Raw genomic sequence first — 14,584 nt, 5'->3', positions numbered from 1 at the left:
TCACCTGTTACTTGGGCTGCGATTTAAAGAGCGGGAGTATACCCGATTCAGTTGTGCGCACGCCCACTGGAGCCTTATGCCACGCTGCTTTTGGTGCAACGAAGATCCCCTGTACATGGCGTACCACGATCAGGAGTGGGGCGTGCCGCTACGCGACGCGCAGCGTTTGTTCGAGTTGTTATTGCTCGAAGGGTTCCAGGCCGGCCTGTCCTGGATCACCGTCCTGAAGAAGCGCGAGCGTTATCGCCAGGTGCTGTTCGGCTTCGATGTGCAGCGCGTGGCGCAGATGAGCGATGCACAAATCGATGAGTTGATGCTCGATCCCGGGATTATCCGCAACCGCCTGAAACTCTCTGCCGCCCGGCGCAACGCCCAGGCCTGGATGGCGCTGGAAGACCCAGTGGAATTCCTCTGGTCGTTCGTCGGCGGGGTGTCGAAAATCAATCATTTCAAAGATCGCAGCGAAGTCCCGGCGGTTACCCCAGAGGCCGAAGCGATGAGCCGCGGCTTGAAAAAGGCCGGCTTCACCTTTGTCGGGCCGACCATCTGTTATGCGCTGATGCAGGCTTCGGGCATGGTGATGGATCACACCCGCGACTGCGATCGCTACGCCATCCTGACAAACGGCCGGTTAGAATAGCCCGCTTGCGACAAGGTTCATGACCCGGATATCAGGAGTCACCTGTGGATAAGTTTAAAGGCGCCCTGCTGGTAGGCGCTCTGCGATTGTTTGCCCTGCTGCCCTGGCGCGCGGTGCAGGCGGTCGGTTCGGCCATCGGCTGGATCATGTGGAAGACCCCCAACCGTTCCCGCGATGTGGTACGGATCAACCTGGCCAAGTGCTTTCCGCAGATGGACGCTGCCGAACGCGAGCGTTTAGTGGGGCAGAGCCTGAAAGACATCGGCAAGTCCCTGACTGAAAGCGCCTGCGCCTGGATCTGGCCGGCCGAGCGCTCGATCGCCCTGGTGCGTGAAGTCGAGGGCCTCGAGGTGCTGCAAGAAGCGCTGGCGTCGGGCAAGGGCGTGGTCGGCATCACCAGCCACCTGGGCAACTGGGAAGTGCTCAACCACTTCTATTGCAGCCAGTGCAAACCGATCATTTTCTACCGCCCGCCGAAGCTCAAGGCGGTGGACGAACTGCTGCGCAAGCAGCGGGTCCAGCTGGGCAACCGGGTGGCGGCTTCGACCAAGGAAGGCATCCTCAGCGTTATCAAGGAAGTGCGCAAAGGGGGGGCGGTGGGCATTCCCGCCGACCCGGAACCGGCCGAATCCGCCGGGATCTTCGTGCCCTTCTTCGCCACCCGGGCGCTGACCAGCAAGTTCGTGCCGAACATGCTCGCCGGCGGCAAGGCGGTCGGGGTGTTCCTGCACGCGCTGCGCCTGCCCGACGGTTCGGGCTACAAGGTGATCCTCGAAGCCGCGCCGGACGCGATGTACAGCACCGACACCGAGACTTCCTGCGCGGCGATGAGCCAAGTGGTCGAGCGCTATGTGCGGGCTTATCCGAGCCAGTACATGTGGAGCATGAAGCGTTTCAAGAAACGTCCGCCCGGCGAAGAACGCTGGTACTGACCGCCTGGCACGATCTGTGGATAACCTTTCGCCCAAGGTTATCCACAAAGGCTGAAGCAGAGCACAGCATATGCCCGATTCGCGCAAATCCCTGAGGATCAAGATCCAGCACGAAAGCTTCGGCGAGTGCCTGGGCCAGACGCACAACCTGTCCGCCAGCGGGGTGTACGTCAAGCACCCGGCATTGGCGGCGCTGCCCAAGGGCGCGGTGGTCTACGGCCAGGTGCAAGGCCTGCCGATGAACGCGCCGCGGGTGAAGATGGAGGTGGTGCTGGTGGACGCCGAGGGCATCGGCCTGCGTTACCTGTGAAGCGTCCGGACATCGCCTCTGTAGCCGCTGCCGAGCTTGCGAGGCTGCGAAGCGGTCGCAAGACCAGGCGCTGCGATTCTCCTGACAATCCCGGTGTTCAGGTTTAGCGAGGACTACGTCCTCGTACGCAGCCTCGCAAGCTCGGCAGCGGCTACAGTGCGCCTTTGCCCTGGCGCTCGAGCTTCTTGAGGAACACCGTCATTTCCTTTTCCGCCTGCTTGTCGCCATGTCCGCGGGCTGCTTCCAGGCCCTGCTCCCAGGCCTGGCGCGCCGCCGCATAGTCCTCCAGGCCTTGATAGGCCTTGCCCAGCAGCTTCCACGCCGCCGAATACTTGGGGTCGAAACCGACGCAGCGCTGCAGGTGCTCGGCGGCCTTGGCGTATTCGTGCAGATCCAGATAACCCTTGCCCAGGCCGAAGCGCAGCAGCGAGTTATCCATGCCCTTGGCGAGCATTTTTTCCAGGGATTCGAGCATCGTTGTCACTCCTGTGGACTCTTGTAGCCGCAGCCTGCGGCAGCGGCTACAGGACGGCGTTGGATCAGAAAAAGCTCAAGCCCACGTGGAACAGCTTCTCCACATCGCGGATATGTTTTTTATCCACCAGGAACAGAATCACATGGTCGCCGGCTTCGATCACCGTGTCGTCGTGGGCGATCAGCACTTCCTCGTCGCGGATGATCGCGCCGATGGTGGTGCCTGGCGGCAGCGCGATGTCCTCGATGGCGCGGCCGATCACCTTGCTCGATTTGGCATCGCCATGGGCGATCGCCTCGATGGCTTCCGCCGCGCCACGGCGCAGCGAGTGCACGCTGACGATATCGCCACGGCGCACGTGGGCCAGCAGGGTACCGATGGTGGCCAGCTGCGGGCTGATGGCGATGTCGATATCGCCGCCCTGGATCAGGTCGACATAGGCCGGGTTGTTGATGATGGTCATCACCTTCTTCGCCCCCAGGCGCTTGGCCAGGAGCGAGGACATGATGTTGGCCTCGTCATCGTTGGTCAGGGCCAGGAAGATATCGGCGTCGGCGATGTTTTCCTCCATCAGCAGGTCGCGGTCCGAGGCGCTGCCTTGCAGGACCACGGTGCTGTCGAGGTTATCCGAGAGGTAGCGGCAACGCGCCGGATTCATCTCGATGATCTTCACCTGGTAACGGCTTTCGATGGCTTCGGCCAGGCGTTCGCCGATCTGCCCGCCGCCGGCGATGACGATGCGCTTGTAGGACTCGTCGAGGCGACGCATCTCGCTCATCACCGCACGGATGTTGGCCTTGGCGGCGATGAAGAACACTTCGTCGTCGGCCTCGATCACCGTATCGCCCTGGGGCAGGATCGGCCGGTCACGGCGGAAGATCGCCGCCACACGGGTGTCGACGTTGGGCATGTGCTCGCGCAGCTGGCGCAGTTGCTGCCCCACCAGCGGCCCGCCGTAATAGGCCCTGACCGCCACCAGTTGGGCCTTGCCTTCGGCGAAGTCGATCACCTGCAGGGCGCCGGGGTGTTCGATCAGGCGCTTGATGTAGTTGGTCACCACCTGTTCCGGGCTGATCAGCACGTCGACCGGAATCGCCTCGTTGTCGAACAGGCCGGCGCGGGTCAGGTAGGCCGCTTCGCGGACCCGGGCGATCTTGGTCGGGGTGTGGAACAGGGTGTGGGCGACCTGGCAGGCGACCATATTGGTTTCGTCGCTGTTGGTCACCGCGACCAGCATGTCGGCATCGTCGGCGCCGGCCTGGCGCAGTACCGTGGGGAACGAACCGCGGCCCTGTACGGTGCGGATGTCCAGGCGGTCGCCGAGATCGCGCAGGCGTTCGCCGTCGGTGTCGACCACCGTGATGTCGTTGGCTTCGCTGGCCAGATGCTCTGCCAGCGTGCCGCCCACCTGCCCTGCTCCGAGGATGATGATCTTCATCCAGTCACTCCCTTAGAACCTTTCTTAACCGCGCGCGGCGGCAATCTTGATCAGCTTGGCGTAGTAGAACCCGTCGTGGCCGCCCTCTTGCGCCAGTAGCTGGCGACCGTGGGGCTGCTTCAGGCCGGCCGGAGGCTGACCCAGTTGCCCGGCGATGTCCAGTTCGCGAGCACCCGGGGTACGGGCCAGGAAAGCCTCGATGACCTCGGTGTTTTCGGTCGGCAAGGTCGAGCAGGTGGCGTACAGCAGGATGCCGCCGACTTCCAGGGTCGACCACATGGCGTCCAGCAGTTCGCCTTGCAGGCTGGCCAGGGCGGCGATGTCGTCGGCCTGACGGGTGAGCTTGATATCCGGGTGGCGGCGGATTACCCCGGTGGCCGAGCATGGCGCGTCCAGCAGGATGCGCTGGAACGGCTTGCCGTCCCACCAGGCGGCGGTGTCGCGGCCGTCGGCGGCGATCAGCTCGGCGCTCAGGCCCAGGCGGTCGAGGTTTTCCTGGACGCGCACCAGGCGCTTGGCTTCCAGGTCCACCGCGACCACGCCGACCAGCGCGGGCTCGACTTCGAGGATGTGGCAGGTCTTGCCGCCGGGCGCGCAGCAGGCGTCCAGCACCCGTTGTCCCGGCGCCAGTTCCAGCAGCTCGGCGGCCAGTTGCGCGGCTTCGTCCTGCACGCTGATCCAGCCTTCGGCGAAGCCCGGCAGGGCGCGCACGTCGGCGGCTTCATCGAGCACGATGCCGTCCTGGCTATAGACGCAAGGCTTGGCGGCAACGCCGGCCTCGCTCAGCAGCTGGAGATAGGCGGCGCGGGAATGATGGCGGCGGTTGACCCGCAGGATCATCGGCGGGTGGGCGTTGTTGGCGGCGCAGATGGCTTCCCACTGCTCGGGCCAGAACGCCTTGAGGGACTTTTGCAGCCAGCGCGGATGGGCGGTACGCACCACCGGGTCGCGTTCCAGCTCGGCGAACAGTGCTTCGCTCTCACGTTGGGCGCGGCGCAGCACGGCATTGATCAGTGCCTTGGCCCAGGGCTTTTTCAGCTTGTCGGCGCAGCCCACGGTTTCGCCGATGGCGGCGTGCGCCGGGACGCGGGTGTAGAGCAATTGATAAAGGCCTACCAGCAGCAGCGCCTCGACGTCGGCATCGGCCGCCTTGAACGGCTTCTGCAACAGTTTGGCGGCCAGCGCCGCCAGCCGTGGCTGCCAGCGCGCGGTGCCGAAAGCCAGGTCCTGGGTGAAGCCGCGATCGCGCGCTTCGACCTTGTCCAGCAGGGTTGGCAGCGAGCTGTTGAGCGAGGCTTTGCCGTTGAGGACCGAGGTCAGGGCCTTGGCGGCGGCCAGACGCGGGTTCATTGGGCGTCCGCCGCTTGTCCGAGCACGGTGCCGGTGGCGAATTTCTCGCGACGGCTGTTGAACAGGTCGCTGAAGTTCAGCGCCTTGCCGCCGGGCAATTGCAGGCGGGTCAGGCACAGCGCCTGCTCACCGCAGGCGACGAGCAGGCCGTCCTTGCTGGCGCCGAGGATGGTGCCCGGCACGCCCTTGCCTTCGGCGAGGCTGGCGGCCAGCACCTTCAGCGCTTCGCCGTTCAGCGTGCTGTGGCAGATCGGCCAGGGGTTGAAGGCTCGCACCAGACGCTCCAGCTCCAGCGCCGGGCGGCTCCAGTCGATCCGCGCTTCGTCCTTGTTCAGTTTGTGGGCGTAGGTGGCCAGGCTGTCGTCCTGCACTTCGCCTTGCAGGGTTGCGGCGGTGAGGCCGGCGATGGCCTGCACCACGGCGGGCGGGCCCATTTCGGCGAGACGGTCATGCAGGCTGCCGCCAGTGTCGGTGGCGCTGATCGGGGTGCTGACCTTGAGCAGCATCGGCCCGGTGTCCAGGCCGGCTTCCATGCGCATCACGGTCACGCCGCTCAGCGCGTCGCCGGCTTCCACGGCGCGCTGGATCGGCGCCGCCCCGCGCCAGCGTGGCAGCAGCGAGGCGTGGCTGTTGATGCAGCCCAGGCGCGGAATATCCAGTACCGCCTGCGGCAGGATCAGGCCGTAGGCGACCACCACCATCAGGTCCGGCGCGAGGGCCGCCAGTTCGGCCTGGGCCTGCGGGTCGCGCAGGGTCGGCGGTTGCAGCACGGGGATGTCGTGCTCCAGCGCCAGCTGCTTGACCGGGCTCGGCATCAGCTTTTGCCCGCGCCCGGCCGGGCGGTCCGGCTGGGTGTAGACCGCGACGATCTCGTAAGGGCTGTCGAGCAGGGCCTTGAGGTGTTCGGCGGCGAATTCCGGGGTGCCGGCAAAGACGATGCGCAGTGGCTCAGTCATGGGAGTTCTCGGTAATAAACACGCGGAAAAGAAAAAGGCTTGCCGCTGCAAGCCTTTGGAAGAAGGGAATCAAGCTTGCTGACGATGCTGCTTTTCCAGCTTCTTCTTGATCCGGTCGCGTTTGAGCGTGGACAGGTAATCGACGAACAATTTGCCGTTGAGGTGGTCGCATTCGTGCTGGATGCACACCGCGAGCAGGCCTTCGGCGATCAGTTCGTAAGGTTGGCCGTCACGGTCCAGGGCCTTGATTTTCACGCGTTGCGGACGATCGACGTTCTCGTAGAAGCCCGGTACCGACAGGCAGCCTTCCTGGTACTGGCCCATTTCGTCGGTGAGCGCTTCGAACTCGGGGTTGATGAACACCCGTGGCTCGCTGCGGTCTTCGGACAGGTCCATGACCACGATGCGCTTGTGCACGTTGACCTGGGTAGCGGCCAGGCCGATGCCGGGCGCCTCATACATTGTTTCAAACATGTCGTCGACCAACTGACGCACTTCGTCGTCCACTACGGCCACTGGTTTGGCGATAGTGCGCAGGCGCGAGTCGGGGAATTCGAGGATGTTTAAAATGGCCATAAGCGTAATTGCTACACGTGTGAAGTAAATTCGGAGTCGGAGGCCTTGCGGGTTCTGGAAGGGCAACCGTTGTAAAACGTGCTCGGTCAGGAGCAGGGAGCGCACAGGCGCTGGCGTTTCACGCGAATACACATAATAAAGGGATTCACCGCATGAGGAAATCACTACTCGCCTTGCTGCTCGTGGGCTGGGCCGGTTTCGGCCAGGCGCAGGTGCCGCTCCGGGAGGGTTATCCACAGCGCTACACCGTAGTGGCGGGCGATACCTTGTGGAGCATCGCCAATCGCTTCCTGCGCGATCCCTGGCAATGGCCGGCGCTCTGGCAGGCCAATTCCAGCCTCGCCGACCCCGATTTGATCTACCCCGGCGACTCCCTGGCGCTGGTCCGGGTCGATGGCGAACCACGCCTGACCCTGGAGCGCGGCGCTTCCCGGGGCACCGTCAAGCTCTCGCCCCAGGTGCGTCGCACGCCACTGGTCGAGGCGATCCCGAGCATTCCACTGCAGGCCATCGACAGCTTTCTGCTGAGCAACCGCATCCTCGACCGGGCCGACGCCTTCGACAGCGCGCCCTACATAGTCGCCGGCGATGCCGAACGGGTACTCAGCGGCACCGGCGATCGGATCTTCGCGCGCGGCCGCTTCGACCCGGAGCAATCGGTCTTCGGCATCTTCCGCCAGGGCAAGACCTACACCGACCCGCAGAGCGGCGAAGTGCTGGGAGTCAACGCCGACGAAATCGGCGGCGGCGAGGTGGTTGCGGTCGAGGGCGATATCGCCACCCTGCAATTGCAGCGCACCACCCAGGAAGTGCGTCTGGGCGACCGTTTGTTCAGCGGCGAGCTACGGACCATCAACTCGACCTTTGTCCCCAGCGCGCCGAGCCGGGCGGTCGAGGGCCTGATCATCGACGTGCCACGGGGTGTCACCCAGATCGGTGCGCTGGATGTGGTGACGTTGAACAAGGGACGGCGCGATGGCCTGGCTGAAGGCAACGTGCTGGCGGTAATGAAAACCGGCGAAACCGTGCGCGACCGGGTGGCCGGTGGACAGGTGAAAATGCCGGATGAGCGGGCCGGTCTGCTGATGGTTTTTCGCACCTACGACAAGCTCAGTTACGGCCTGGTGCTCAACGCTTCCCGTTCCCTGGCGATCATGGACAAAGTCCGTAACCCGTAAAAACCCTCAACAAGTTACCAACAGAGTTATCCACAGCTTATTCTTGCTACGACCGGGCTTATAACGATCAAGGATGATCCCATGTCACTGTCTGTCCAGGCTCCGGTTTCCCCCGCGGAACTGGAAGCCCGCCTACGTTTGCACCGCTTGCCCGACCTCGGCCCGAAGCGTTTTCAGCTGCTTCTCGAAGCCTTCGGTTCGGCCTCCAAGGCCATCAGCGCACCGGCCAGTGCCTGGCGCGCGCTGGGCCTGCCGGCGAGCGCGGCCGAGGCCCGGCGCAATGCCGAAGTGCGTGATGGCGCCAGCCATGCATTGGCTTGGCTGGAGCGTCCGGGCCAGCATTTACTGATGTGGGACCAGCCTGACTACCCGCCGCTGTTGAATGAAATTGCCGATGCGCCGCCGCTGCTGTTTGTTGCCGGCGACCCACGCATCCTGGAAAAACCGCAGTTGGCGGTGGTCGGCAGCCGTCGTGCTTCGCGGCCCGGGATGGACACCGCCGCGGCCTTTTCCCGCAGCCTGGCCGCGGCCGGTTTTGTCATCACCAGCGGCCTGGCACTGGGGATCGATGGCGCGGCGCACCAGGCCGCCCTGGAGGTCGGCGGGCAGACTGTCGGCGTGCTCGGCACCGGCCTGGAAAAATTTTATCCACAGCGCAACCGGCGCCTGGCCGATGCCATGATCGCCCAGGGCAGCGCGCTGGTTTCCGAGTTCCCGCTGGAGACCCGGCCCCACGCCAGCCACTTTCCCCGGCGCAACCGGATCATCAGCGGCCTGTCCCTTGGCGTGCTGGTGGTGGAGGCCAGCGTCGCCAGCGGTTCGCTGATCACCGCCCGGCTCGCCGCCGAGCAAGGCCGCGAGGTGTATGCGATACCCGGGTCGATCCATCATCCGGGAGCCCGGGGTTGTCATCAGCTGATTCGCGATGGCGCGGTGCTGGTGGAAACCATCGAACATATCCTCGAAGCCCTGCGTGGCTGGCAACGGCTGCCGTTATCCACGGCCCCGCCAACAGCCGCGCCCGCTCACCCGTTGCTGGCGCTGTTGCATGCCGCGCCGCAGACCAGCGAGGGCCTGGTGCAGACCAGTGGCTGGAGCCTGCCCAGGGTGCTGGCGGCGCTCACCGAACTGGAGCTGGAGGGCCATGCGACGTGTGAAGGCGGTTGCTGGTTTGCCCGGGCAAAAGGCTAAGGCTCTGTACGAAAAGTGGCTGCGCTCGGCCATGCTGCGTTAAAAACAGGCTCGGAATGCTCATTTAGGCCCCTAAACTCCGCTTCCTCGCCTGTTTTTGCCTTGCCTGACCTTCGCTCGCCGACTTTTCGTACAGACCCTAGGCTTTATAGGCAGGATCGGTAAACTGCGCACAGCCTTAATCCGGAGAGTCAGCAATGGTCAGCAGTTGGCGTGTGCAACAAGCCGCACGAGAAATTCGCGCAGGGGCGGTGATTGCCTATCCAACCGAAGCAGTCTGGGGGTTGGGTTGCGACCCGTGGAACGAAGAGGCGGTGGACCGGTTGCTGGCCATCAAGTCGCGCTCCGTGGACAAGGGCCTGATCCTGATCGCCGACAACATCCGCCAGTTCGATTTTCTCTTCGAGGATTTTCCCCAGGAATGGCTCGATCGCATGGCCAGCACCTGGCCGGGCCCGAACACCTGGCTGGTACCCCATCAGAATCTGTTGCCGGAATGGGTCACCGGGGTCCACGACACCGTGGCCCTGCGAGTCAGCGATCATCCACTGGTGCGTGAGTTGTGCGCCTTGGTGGGGCCGCTGATTTCCACCTCGGCCAACCCCCAGGGGCGCCCTGCGGCCCGCACGCGGATTCGCGTCGAGCAGTATTTCCGCGGGCAGTTGGACATGGTTCTGGGCGGCAGCCTGGGCGGGCGCAAGAACCCGAGCCTGATCCGCGACCTGGTGACCGGCAAGATCGTGCGTCCGGCCTGACACCGCGTCGTCGTTTATCGCGGGCAAGCCTCGCTCCTACGACCCACATCCGTAGGAGCGAGGCTTGCCCGCGAAGTATTTCAAGGCAACAGAATGGTCGAACCCGTCGTGCGTCGCGCCGACAGCTCGGTCTGCGCCTTCGCCGCTTCCGCCAGCGGATAACGCTGGCCGATCTCGATCTTCAGCTTGCCGCTGGCGATCATGGCGAACAGGTCGTCGGCCATGGCCTGCAGGTTCTCGGCGTTGTTGGCGTAGGTGCCCAGGGTCGGACGGGTGACGTACAGCGAGCCCTTGGCCGCCAGGATGCCCAGGTTGACCCCCTCCACTGCTCCCGAGGCATTGCCGAAGCTGACCATCAGGCCCCGTGGCTGCAGGCAGTCCAGCGAAGTCAGCCAGGTGTCCTTGCCCACGCCGTCGTAGACCACCGGGCATTTCTTGCCGTCGGTCAGCTCCAGCACGCGCTTGGCCACGTCTTCATGGCTGTAGTCGATGGTTTCCCAGGCACCGAGGGATTTCGCCAGCGCGGCTTTCTGCGGCGAGCTGACGGTACCGATCAGCTTCACCCCCAGGGCCTTGGCCCACTGGCAGGCGAGCAGCCCGACCCCGCCGGCGGCGGCGTGGAACAGCACGGTCTCGCCGCCCTTGAGCTCGTAGGTCTGGCGCAGGAGGTACTGCACAGTCAGGCCCTTGAGCATCACCCCGGCCGCCTGTTCGAAGCTGATGCTGTCCGGCAGGTGCACCAGGTTGTCCGCGGGCAGTACATGCACTTCGCTGTAGGCACCCAGCGGGCCGCTGCCATAGGCCACGCGATCGCCGACCTTGAAGCGGGTCACGGCGCTGCCCACCGCCTCGACCACCCCGGCCCCTTCGGCGCCCAGGCCTGATGGCAAGGCCGGTGGCGCGTAGAGGCCGCTGCGGTAGTAGGTGTCGATGAAGTTCAGGCCGATGGCCTTGTTACTCACGCGGACCTGTTGCGGGCCCGGTTCGGCGGGTTGGTAATCCACATACTCAAGCACTTCCGGGCCGCCATGGGCCCGGAACTGGATACGTTTGGCCATCTGCACTCTCTCCTCGGTCGTGTCGCGAAAGTGCCTTATCGGACTCCTATGCTTGACCGCCGTCAACTGCGGCCGGCCCCTGTGCGGTGTTATGCTACGCGCCCATTTGCGCAGGCCCCCCGCTGTATCCCTGGCGCCGCGTAGCTTTGCCCGATTCAAGGTGATGCCATGACTACCCGCACCGAGGCCGTAAAAGCCTACCTGCTCGACCTGCAAGACCGTATTTGCGCCGCCCTGGAAGCCGAAGACGGCGGTACGCGCTTCGTCGAAGACGCCTGGACCCGACCGGCCGGCGGTGGCGGGCGCACCCGGGTGATTGCCGACGGCACAGTGATCGAGAAAGGCGGCGTCAACTTCTCCCACGTGTTCGGCAGCGGCTTGCCGCCGTCCGCCAGCGCCCACCGGCCGGAACTGGCCGGTCGTGGTTTCGAGGCACTGGGCGTGTCGCTGGTGATCCACCCGCACAACCCGCATGTGCCGACTTCCCATGCCAACGTACGGTTCTTCATCGCCGAAAAGGCAGGCGAAGAGCCGGTCTGGTGGTTCGGCGGCGGTTTCGACCTGACCCCCTACTACGCCAACGAGGAAGACTGCGTGCACTGGCACCGCGTCGCACAAAAGGCCTGCGCGCCCTTCGGCCCGGACGTCTACCCGCGCTACAAGGCCTGGTGCGACAGCTACTTCCACATCAAGCATCGCAATGAACCGCGCGGCATCGGCGGCCTGTTCTTCGACGACCTCAACGAGTGGGACTTCGACACCAGCTTCGCCTTCATGCGCGCCATCGGCGACGCCTACCTCGAGGCCTACCTGCCGATCGTCCAGCGCCGCAAGGCCCTGGGCTATACCGAGAAGCAGCGCGAGTTCCAGGAATACCGTCGCGGCCGTTATGTCGAGTTCAACCTGGTCTACGATCGAGGCACCCTGTTCGGCCTGCAATCGGGCGGGCGTACCGAGTCGATCCTCATGTCCCTGCCGCCGCAGGTGCGCTGGGGCTACGACTGGAAAGCCGAGCCGGGCAGCGAAGAAGCGCGCCTGACCGAATACTTCCTGCAAGACCGCGACTGGCTGGCGGGCTCGGCGTAAAGCGTTGCAGCCGGCTGGCCGGCGCTGGACGATAATGCGATTGAACAGAACAGCGCAGCGTCCCTGTCGCCAGCAAGCTGGTTCCTTACAGGGATGTGCATGAGGGTTTTATTGGATGGATCAGTACGTCGTTTTTGGTAACCCGATCGGCCACAGCAAATCGCCGCTGATTCATCGGCTGTTCGCCGAGCAGACGGCGCAGCGGCTGGTCTACACCACCTTGCTGGCGCCCCTCGACGATTTCGCCGGCTGTGCCCGCGGGTTCTTCGTGGACGGGCGTGGCGCCAATGTCACGGTGCCGTTCAAGGAGGAGGCCTACCGCCTGGCCGACAGCCTGACTGCCCGCGCCCAGCGCGCCGGCGCGGTGAATACCTTGAGCAAGCTCGCCGATGGCAGCCTGTTGGGCGACAACACCGACGGCGCCGGCCTGGTGCGCGACCTGACGGTCAACGCCGGCTTCAGCCTCAAGGGCAAACGCATTCTGCTGCTGGGGGCCGGCGGTGCGGTGCGTGGCGCGCTGGAGCCGCTGCTGGCGGAGCAGCCGGCATCGGTGATCATCGCCAACCGCACGGTGGAAAAGGCCGAGCTGCTGGCCGAGCTGTTCAGCGACCTGGGGCCGGTGTCGGCCAGTGGTTTCGACTGGTTGCGCGAGCCGGTGGACCTGATCATCAACGCCACCTCGGCCAGCCTCACCGGCGACGTGCCGCCGATCGCCGCCAGCCTGATCGAGCCGGGCCAGACGGTGTGCTACGACATGATGTATGGCAAGGAGCCGACCGCCTTCTGTCGCTGGGCCAGCCAATACGGTGCGGCGATTTCCATGGATGGCCTGGGCATGCTCGCCGAGCAGGCGGCGGAAGCCTTCTTCCTGTGGCGCGGCGTGCGTCCGGACACCGCGCCGGTGCTGGCGGAGCTGCGGCGCCAGCTGGCGCTCTGACAGATCGCGTCATCGTTGATCGCGGGCAAGCCTCGCTCCTACAGAAACGCTTGCTTGCGTAGGAGCGAGGCTTGCCCGCGAACGCTTCGCCGCTATAACCGCGCTGCAACCGGCAATCAATCCTCAAACCGGATCGGGCATTTCTCCACGCCTTCGAGCTTTCTCAACTCTTCGATCACCGAGGCCCGCGCGCGACGCAAGGTCAGGCTGCGGTTCTGCCGCAGCAGGCGGCGGGCTTCCTGGTGCAGCATGGCCACCCCGGAATAGTCGATGAAGTTGATCTGCCGGGCGTCGATCACCAGGCGCGGCGCATGGCAGCGTTGCATGCGCACTTGCAGGTAATGGCTGGCGCCGAAAAAGATCGAGCCGCCGACCCGCAGGATGTCCTCGTCGCCTTCGCGTCCGTGCTGCACGCGCGGTTGCGAGGTGCGCTTGAGGTAGAAGAACAGCGACGCCAGGACCCCGGCGTAGATCGCCGTCTGCAACTCCAACAGCAAGGTGGCGACACAGGTCAGGCCCATCACCACGAACTCGGCGCGGCTGACCCGGAACAGCGCGCGAATGCCGCGGTGGTCCACCAGGCCCCAGCAGATCAGCAGAATGCTCCCGGCCATGGCCGGGATCGGGATGTGCGCGATCAGTGCCGCGCCGGCCACGGCGAACAGGGCCACCCACAATGCTGAGAACACTCCGGCCAGCGGCGAACAGGCGCCGGCCTCGTAGCTCAGGCCGGAGCGGGTAAAAGAGCCGGACGACAGATAGCCGGAGAAAAACGCGCCGACGATATTCGACAGGCCCTGGGCGCGGACTTCCTGGTTGGCATCGAGCAACTGTTCGGAGCGTGCCGACAGCGAGCGGGCGATCGACAGGCTGGTCACCAGCCCCAGCATGCCCACCGCCACGGCGCTGGGCAGCAGGCGCAGGATCATGTCCAGGTCCAGCGGCAGCGGGCTGAACGGCGGCAGCCGGCCGGTAAAGGCGCTGACCAGTTTTACCTGGCCGAACAGCGCCGGCCACAGCCACACCACCAGAGCACTGAGGATCAGGCTGATCAGCAGCGAGGGCCAGCGCGGCACCAGCAGCTTCAGGGCCAGGCCGACGACCAGCGTGCCCAGGCCGAGGATCAGCGAGGGTTTATCCACGGCATCGAGATGGGTGAACAGCGAGGTCAGGCTGTTCAGCGCGGTGGCTTCGCTCGGCAAGTCCAGGCCCAGCAGGTTGGGCAACTGCCCCAGGGCGATCACCACCGCGGCGCCGAGGGTGAAGCCGAGCACCACCGAATGGGACACGAAGTTCACCAGCGCACCGAAGCGCAACAACCCCAGCAGCCACTGGAACAGGCCGGCGAGCAAGGTCAGCAGCAGAATCAGGGTGATGTAGTCCTGGGACGCCGGCACCGCCAGGGGGCTGACGCTGGCGTAGAGGACGATGGAAATCGCCGCGGTCGGGCCACAGATCAGGTGCCAGGAAGAACCCCACAGGCAAGCGATCAGCACCGGGACGACGGCGGCATACAGGCCGTATTCCGGTGGCAGGCCGGCGATCAGGGCATAGGCGATCGATTGCGGCAGCGCGAGGATGGCGCCGCTCAGGCCCACCAGCAGGTCGCGCCCGACGCTGGCGCGGGTCTGCCGGGGCAGCCAGCTCAGGAAGGGCAAGAGTGAATGGCGATTGGGCCAGGCCATGGGTCCTCGCGGTCGGG

15 protein-coding genes are annotated in these 14,584 nt (G+C 65.1%); 8 read left to right on the top strand and 7 right to left on the bottom strand.

The window, feature by feature from the left end; translation table 11 throughout:
• Positions 1 to 76: 76 nt before the first annotated feature.
• From tag to AC07PQ_RS29730, 3 genes are all read left to right on the top strand, one after another.
• The gene (gene tag, locus AC07PQ_RS29740) at positions 77 to 640 is read left to right on the top strand and encodes a DNA-3-methyladenine glycosylase I (protein WP_007921021.1); all 564 of its coding nucleotides are present in this window, start codon (positions 77 to 79) and stop codon (positions 638 to 640) included.
• A gap of 44 nt (positions 641 to 684) precedes the next feature.
• Entirely contained in the window at positions 685 to 1,572 is an 888-nt protein-coding gene (locus AC07PQ_RS29735; RefSeq protein ID WP_007921020.1) for a lysophospholipid acyltransferase, read from the top strand.
• 70 nt (positions 1,573 to 1,642) lie between these two features.
• Positions 1,643 to 1,882 carry a PilZ domain-containing protein gene (locus AC07PQ_RS29730; protein ID WP_007921019.1) on the top strand — a complete coding sequence of 80 codons (240 nt, stop codon included), beginning with the start codon at positions 1,643 to 1,645 and terminating at the stop codon, positions 1,880 to 1,882.
• A 151-nt stretch (positions 1,883 to 2,033) separates the two neighbouring features.
• Here the strand turns inward: AC07PQ_RS29730 and AC07PQ_RS29725 are convergent, their stop codons facing one another.
• The 5 genes from AC07PQ_RS29725 to def all read right to left on the bottom strand — a co-directional run bounded on the left by AC07PQ_RS29725 (position 2,034) and on the right by def (position 6,677).
• Complete coding sequence (locus AC07PQ_RS29725; protein ID WP_007921017.1) at positions 2,034 to 2,357, bottom strand: tetratricopeptide repeat protein; 324 nt, start codon at positions 2,355 to 2,357, stop codon at positions 2,034 to 2,036.
• 64 nt (positions 2,358 to 2,421) lie between these two features.
• Entirely contained in the window at positions 2,422 to 3,795 is a 1,374-nt protein-coding gene (gene trkA / locus AC07PQ_RS29720) for a Trk system potassium transporter TrkA (protein WP_007932603.1), read from the bottom strand.
• Positions 3,796 to 3,819: 24 nt separating this feature from the next.
• A complete protein-coding gene (gene rsmB, locus AC07PQ_RS29715) occupies positions 3,820 to 5,145 on the bottom strand; it encodes a 16S rRNA (cytosine(967)-C(5))-methyltransferase RsmB (RefSeq protein ID WP_493186703.1) in 1,326 nt (441 codons plus the stop codon).
• Positions 5,142 to 6,101 (bottom strand): methionyl-tRNA formyltransferase, encoded by a 960-nt coding sequence (gene fmt / locus AC07PQ_RS29710; RefSeq protein ID WP_493186702.1) that lies wholly within the window; start codon positions 6,099 to 6,101, stop codon positions 5,142 to 5,144. Before fmt ends, rsmB begins: the two co-directional genes overlap by 4 nt.
• A 69-nt stretch (positions 6,102 to 6,170) precedes the next feature.
• On the bottom strand, positions 6,171 to 6,677 hold the full coding sequence (gene def / locus AC07PQ_RS29705; RefSeq protein ID WP_009041482.1) for a peptide deformylase: 507 nt from the start codon (positions 6,675 to 6,677) through the stop codon (positions 6,171 to 6,173).
• 152 nt (positions 6,678 to 6,829) lie between these two features.
• Here def and AC07PQ_RS29700 point away from each other — a divergent pair, with 152 nt between their 5' ends.
• The 3 genes from AC07PQ_RS29700 to tsaC all read left to right on the top strand — a co-directional run bounded on the left by AC07PQ_RS29700 (position 6,830) and on the right by tsaC (position 9,801).
• On the top strand, positions 6,830 to 7,855 hold the full coding sequence (locus AC07PQ_RS29700; RefSeq protein WP_493186701.1) for a LysM peptidoglycan-binding domain-containing protein: 1,026 nt from the start codon (positions 6,830 to 6,832) through the stop codon (positions 7,853 to 7,855).
• A gap of 81 nt (positions 7,856 to 7,936) precedes the next feature.
• Positions 7,937 to 9,046, top strand: a complete 1,110-nt coding sequence (gene dprA, locus AC07PQ_RS29695; protein WP_493186700.1) for a DNA-processing protein DprA — start codon at positions 7,937 to 7,939, stop codon at positions 9,044 to 9,046.
• Between the two features lie 197 nt (positions 9,047 to 9,243).
• A complete protein-coding gene (gene tsaC, locus AC07PQ_RS29690; protein ID WP_007926207.1) occupies positions 9,244 to 9,801 on the top strand; it encodes an L-threonylcarbamoyladenylate synthase type 1 TsaC in 558 nt (185 codons plus the stop codon).
• Positions 9,802 to 9,881: 80 nt separating this feature from the next.
• Here tsaC and AC07PQ_RS29685 read toward each other — a convergent pair whose 3' ends face one another.
• Positions 9,882 to 10,859, bottom strand: coding sequence for an NADPH:quinone reductase (locus AC07PQ_RS29685; protein ID WP_101336377.1), 978 nt, complete (start codon positions 10,857 to 10,859; stop codon positions 9,882 to 9,884).
• Between the two features lie 168 nt (positions 10,860 to 11,027).
• Between AC07PQ_RS29685 and hemF the strand changes: the two genes are divergently transcribed.
• On the top strand, positions 11,028 to 11,945 hold the full coding sequence (hemF, locus tag AC07PQ_RS29680; protein ID WP_009041486.1) for an oxygen-dependent coproporphyrinogen oxidase: 918 nt from the start codon (positions 11,028 to 11,030) through the stop codon (positions 11,943 to 11,945).
• A 115-nt stretch (positions 11,946 to 12,060) separates the two neighbouring features.
• The gene (gene aroE, locus AC07PQ_RS29675) at positions 12,061 to 12,882 is read left to right on the top strand and encodes a shikimate dehydrogenase (protein WP_007926203.1); all 822 of its coding nucleotides are present in this window, start codon (positions 12,061 to 12,063) and stop codon (positions 12,880 to 12,882) included.
• 116 nt (positions 12,883 to 12,998) lie between these two features.
• Here aroE and AC07PQ_RS29670 read toward each other — a convergent pair whose 3' ends face one another.
• Positions 12,999 to 14,567, bottom strand: a complete 1,569-nt coding sequence (locus AC07PQ_RS29670; protein WP_493186699.1) for a SulP family inorganic anion transporter — start codon at positions 14,565 to 14,567, stop codon at positions 12,999 to 13,001.
• Positions 14,568 to 14,584 lie beyond the last annotated feature (17 nt).

It is taken from the genome of Pseudomonas sp. GW821-FHT09E12 (assembly GCF_059416085.1).
The sequence above is the reverse complement of the archived record's forward strand: the minus strand, read 5'-3'. Positions and strand labels throughout refer to the sequence as shown.

Excerpts from the sequence above, each read along its gene's own strand:
- tsaC (WP_007926207.1), top strand. The coding sequence starts at position 9,244 with ATGGTCAGCAGTTGGCGTGTGCAACAAGCCGCACGAGAAATTCGCGCA.
- AC07PQ_RS29670 (WP_493186699.1), bottom strand. The coding sequence starts at position 14,567 with ATGGCCTGGCCCAATCGCCATTCACTCTTGCCCTTCCTGAGCTGGCTG.
- trkA (WP_007932603.1), bottom strand. The coding sequence starts at position 3,795 with ATGAAGATCATCATCCTCGGAGCAGGGCAGGTGGGCGGCACGCTGGCA.
- AC07PQ_RS29725 (WP_007921017.1), bottom strand. The coding sequence starts at position 2,357 with ATGCTCGAATCCCTGGAAAAAATGCTCGCCAAGGGCATGGATAACTCG.
- hemF (WP_009041486.1), top strand. The coding sequence starts at position 11,028 with ATGACTACCCGCACCGAGGCCGTAAAAGCCTACCTGCTCGACCTGCAA.
- dprA (WP_493186700.1), top strand. The coding sequence starts at position 7,937 with ATGTCACTGTCTGTCCAGGCTCCGGTTTCCCCCGCGGAACTGGAAGCC.
- tag (WP_007921021.1), top strand. The coding sequence starts at position 77 with ATGCCACGCTGCTTTTGGTGCAACGAAGATCCCCTGTACATGGCGTAC.
- fmt (WP_493186702.1), bottom strand. The coding sequence starts at position 6,101 with ATGACTGAGCCACTGCGCATCGTCTTTGCCGGCACCCCGGAATTCGCC.
- AC07PQ_RS29700 (WP_493186701.1), top strand. The coding sequence starts at position 6,830 with ATGAGGAAATCACTACTCGCCTTGCTGCTCGTGGGCTGGGCCGGTTTC.
- rsmB (WP_493186703.1), bottom strand. The coding sequence starts at position 5,145 with ATGAACCCGCGTCTGGCCGCCGCCAAGGCCCTGACCTCGGTCCTCAAC.
- def (WP_009041482.1), bottom strand. The coding sequence starts at position 6,677 with ATGGCCATTTTAAACATCCTCGAATTCCCCGACTCGCGCCTGCGCACT.
- aroE (WP_007926203.1), top strand. The coding sequence starts at position 12,061 with ATGGATCAGTACGTCGTTTTTGGTAACCCGATCGGCCACAGCAAATCG.
- AC07PQ_RS29730 (WP_007921019.1), top strand. The coding sequence starts at position 1,643 with ATGCCCGATTCGCGCAAATCCCTGAGGATCAAGATCCAGCACGAAAGC.
- AC07PQ_RS29685 (WP_101336377.1), bottom strand. The coding sequence starts at position 10,859 with ATGGCCAAACGTATCCAGTTCCGGGCCCATGGCGGCCCGGAAGTGCTT.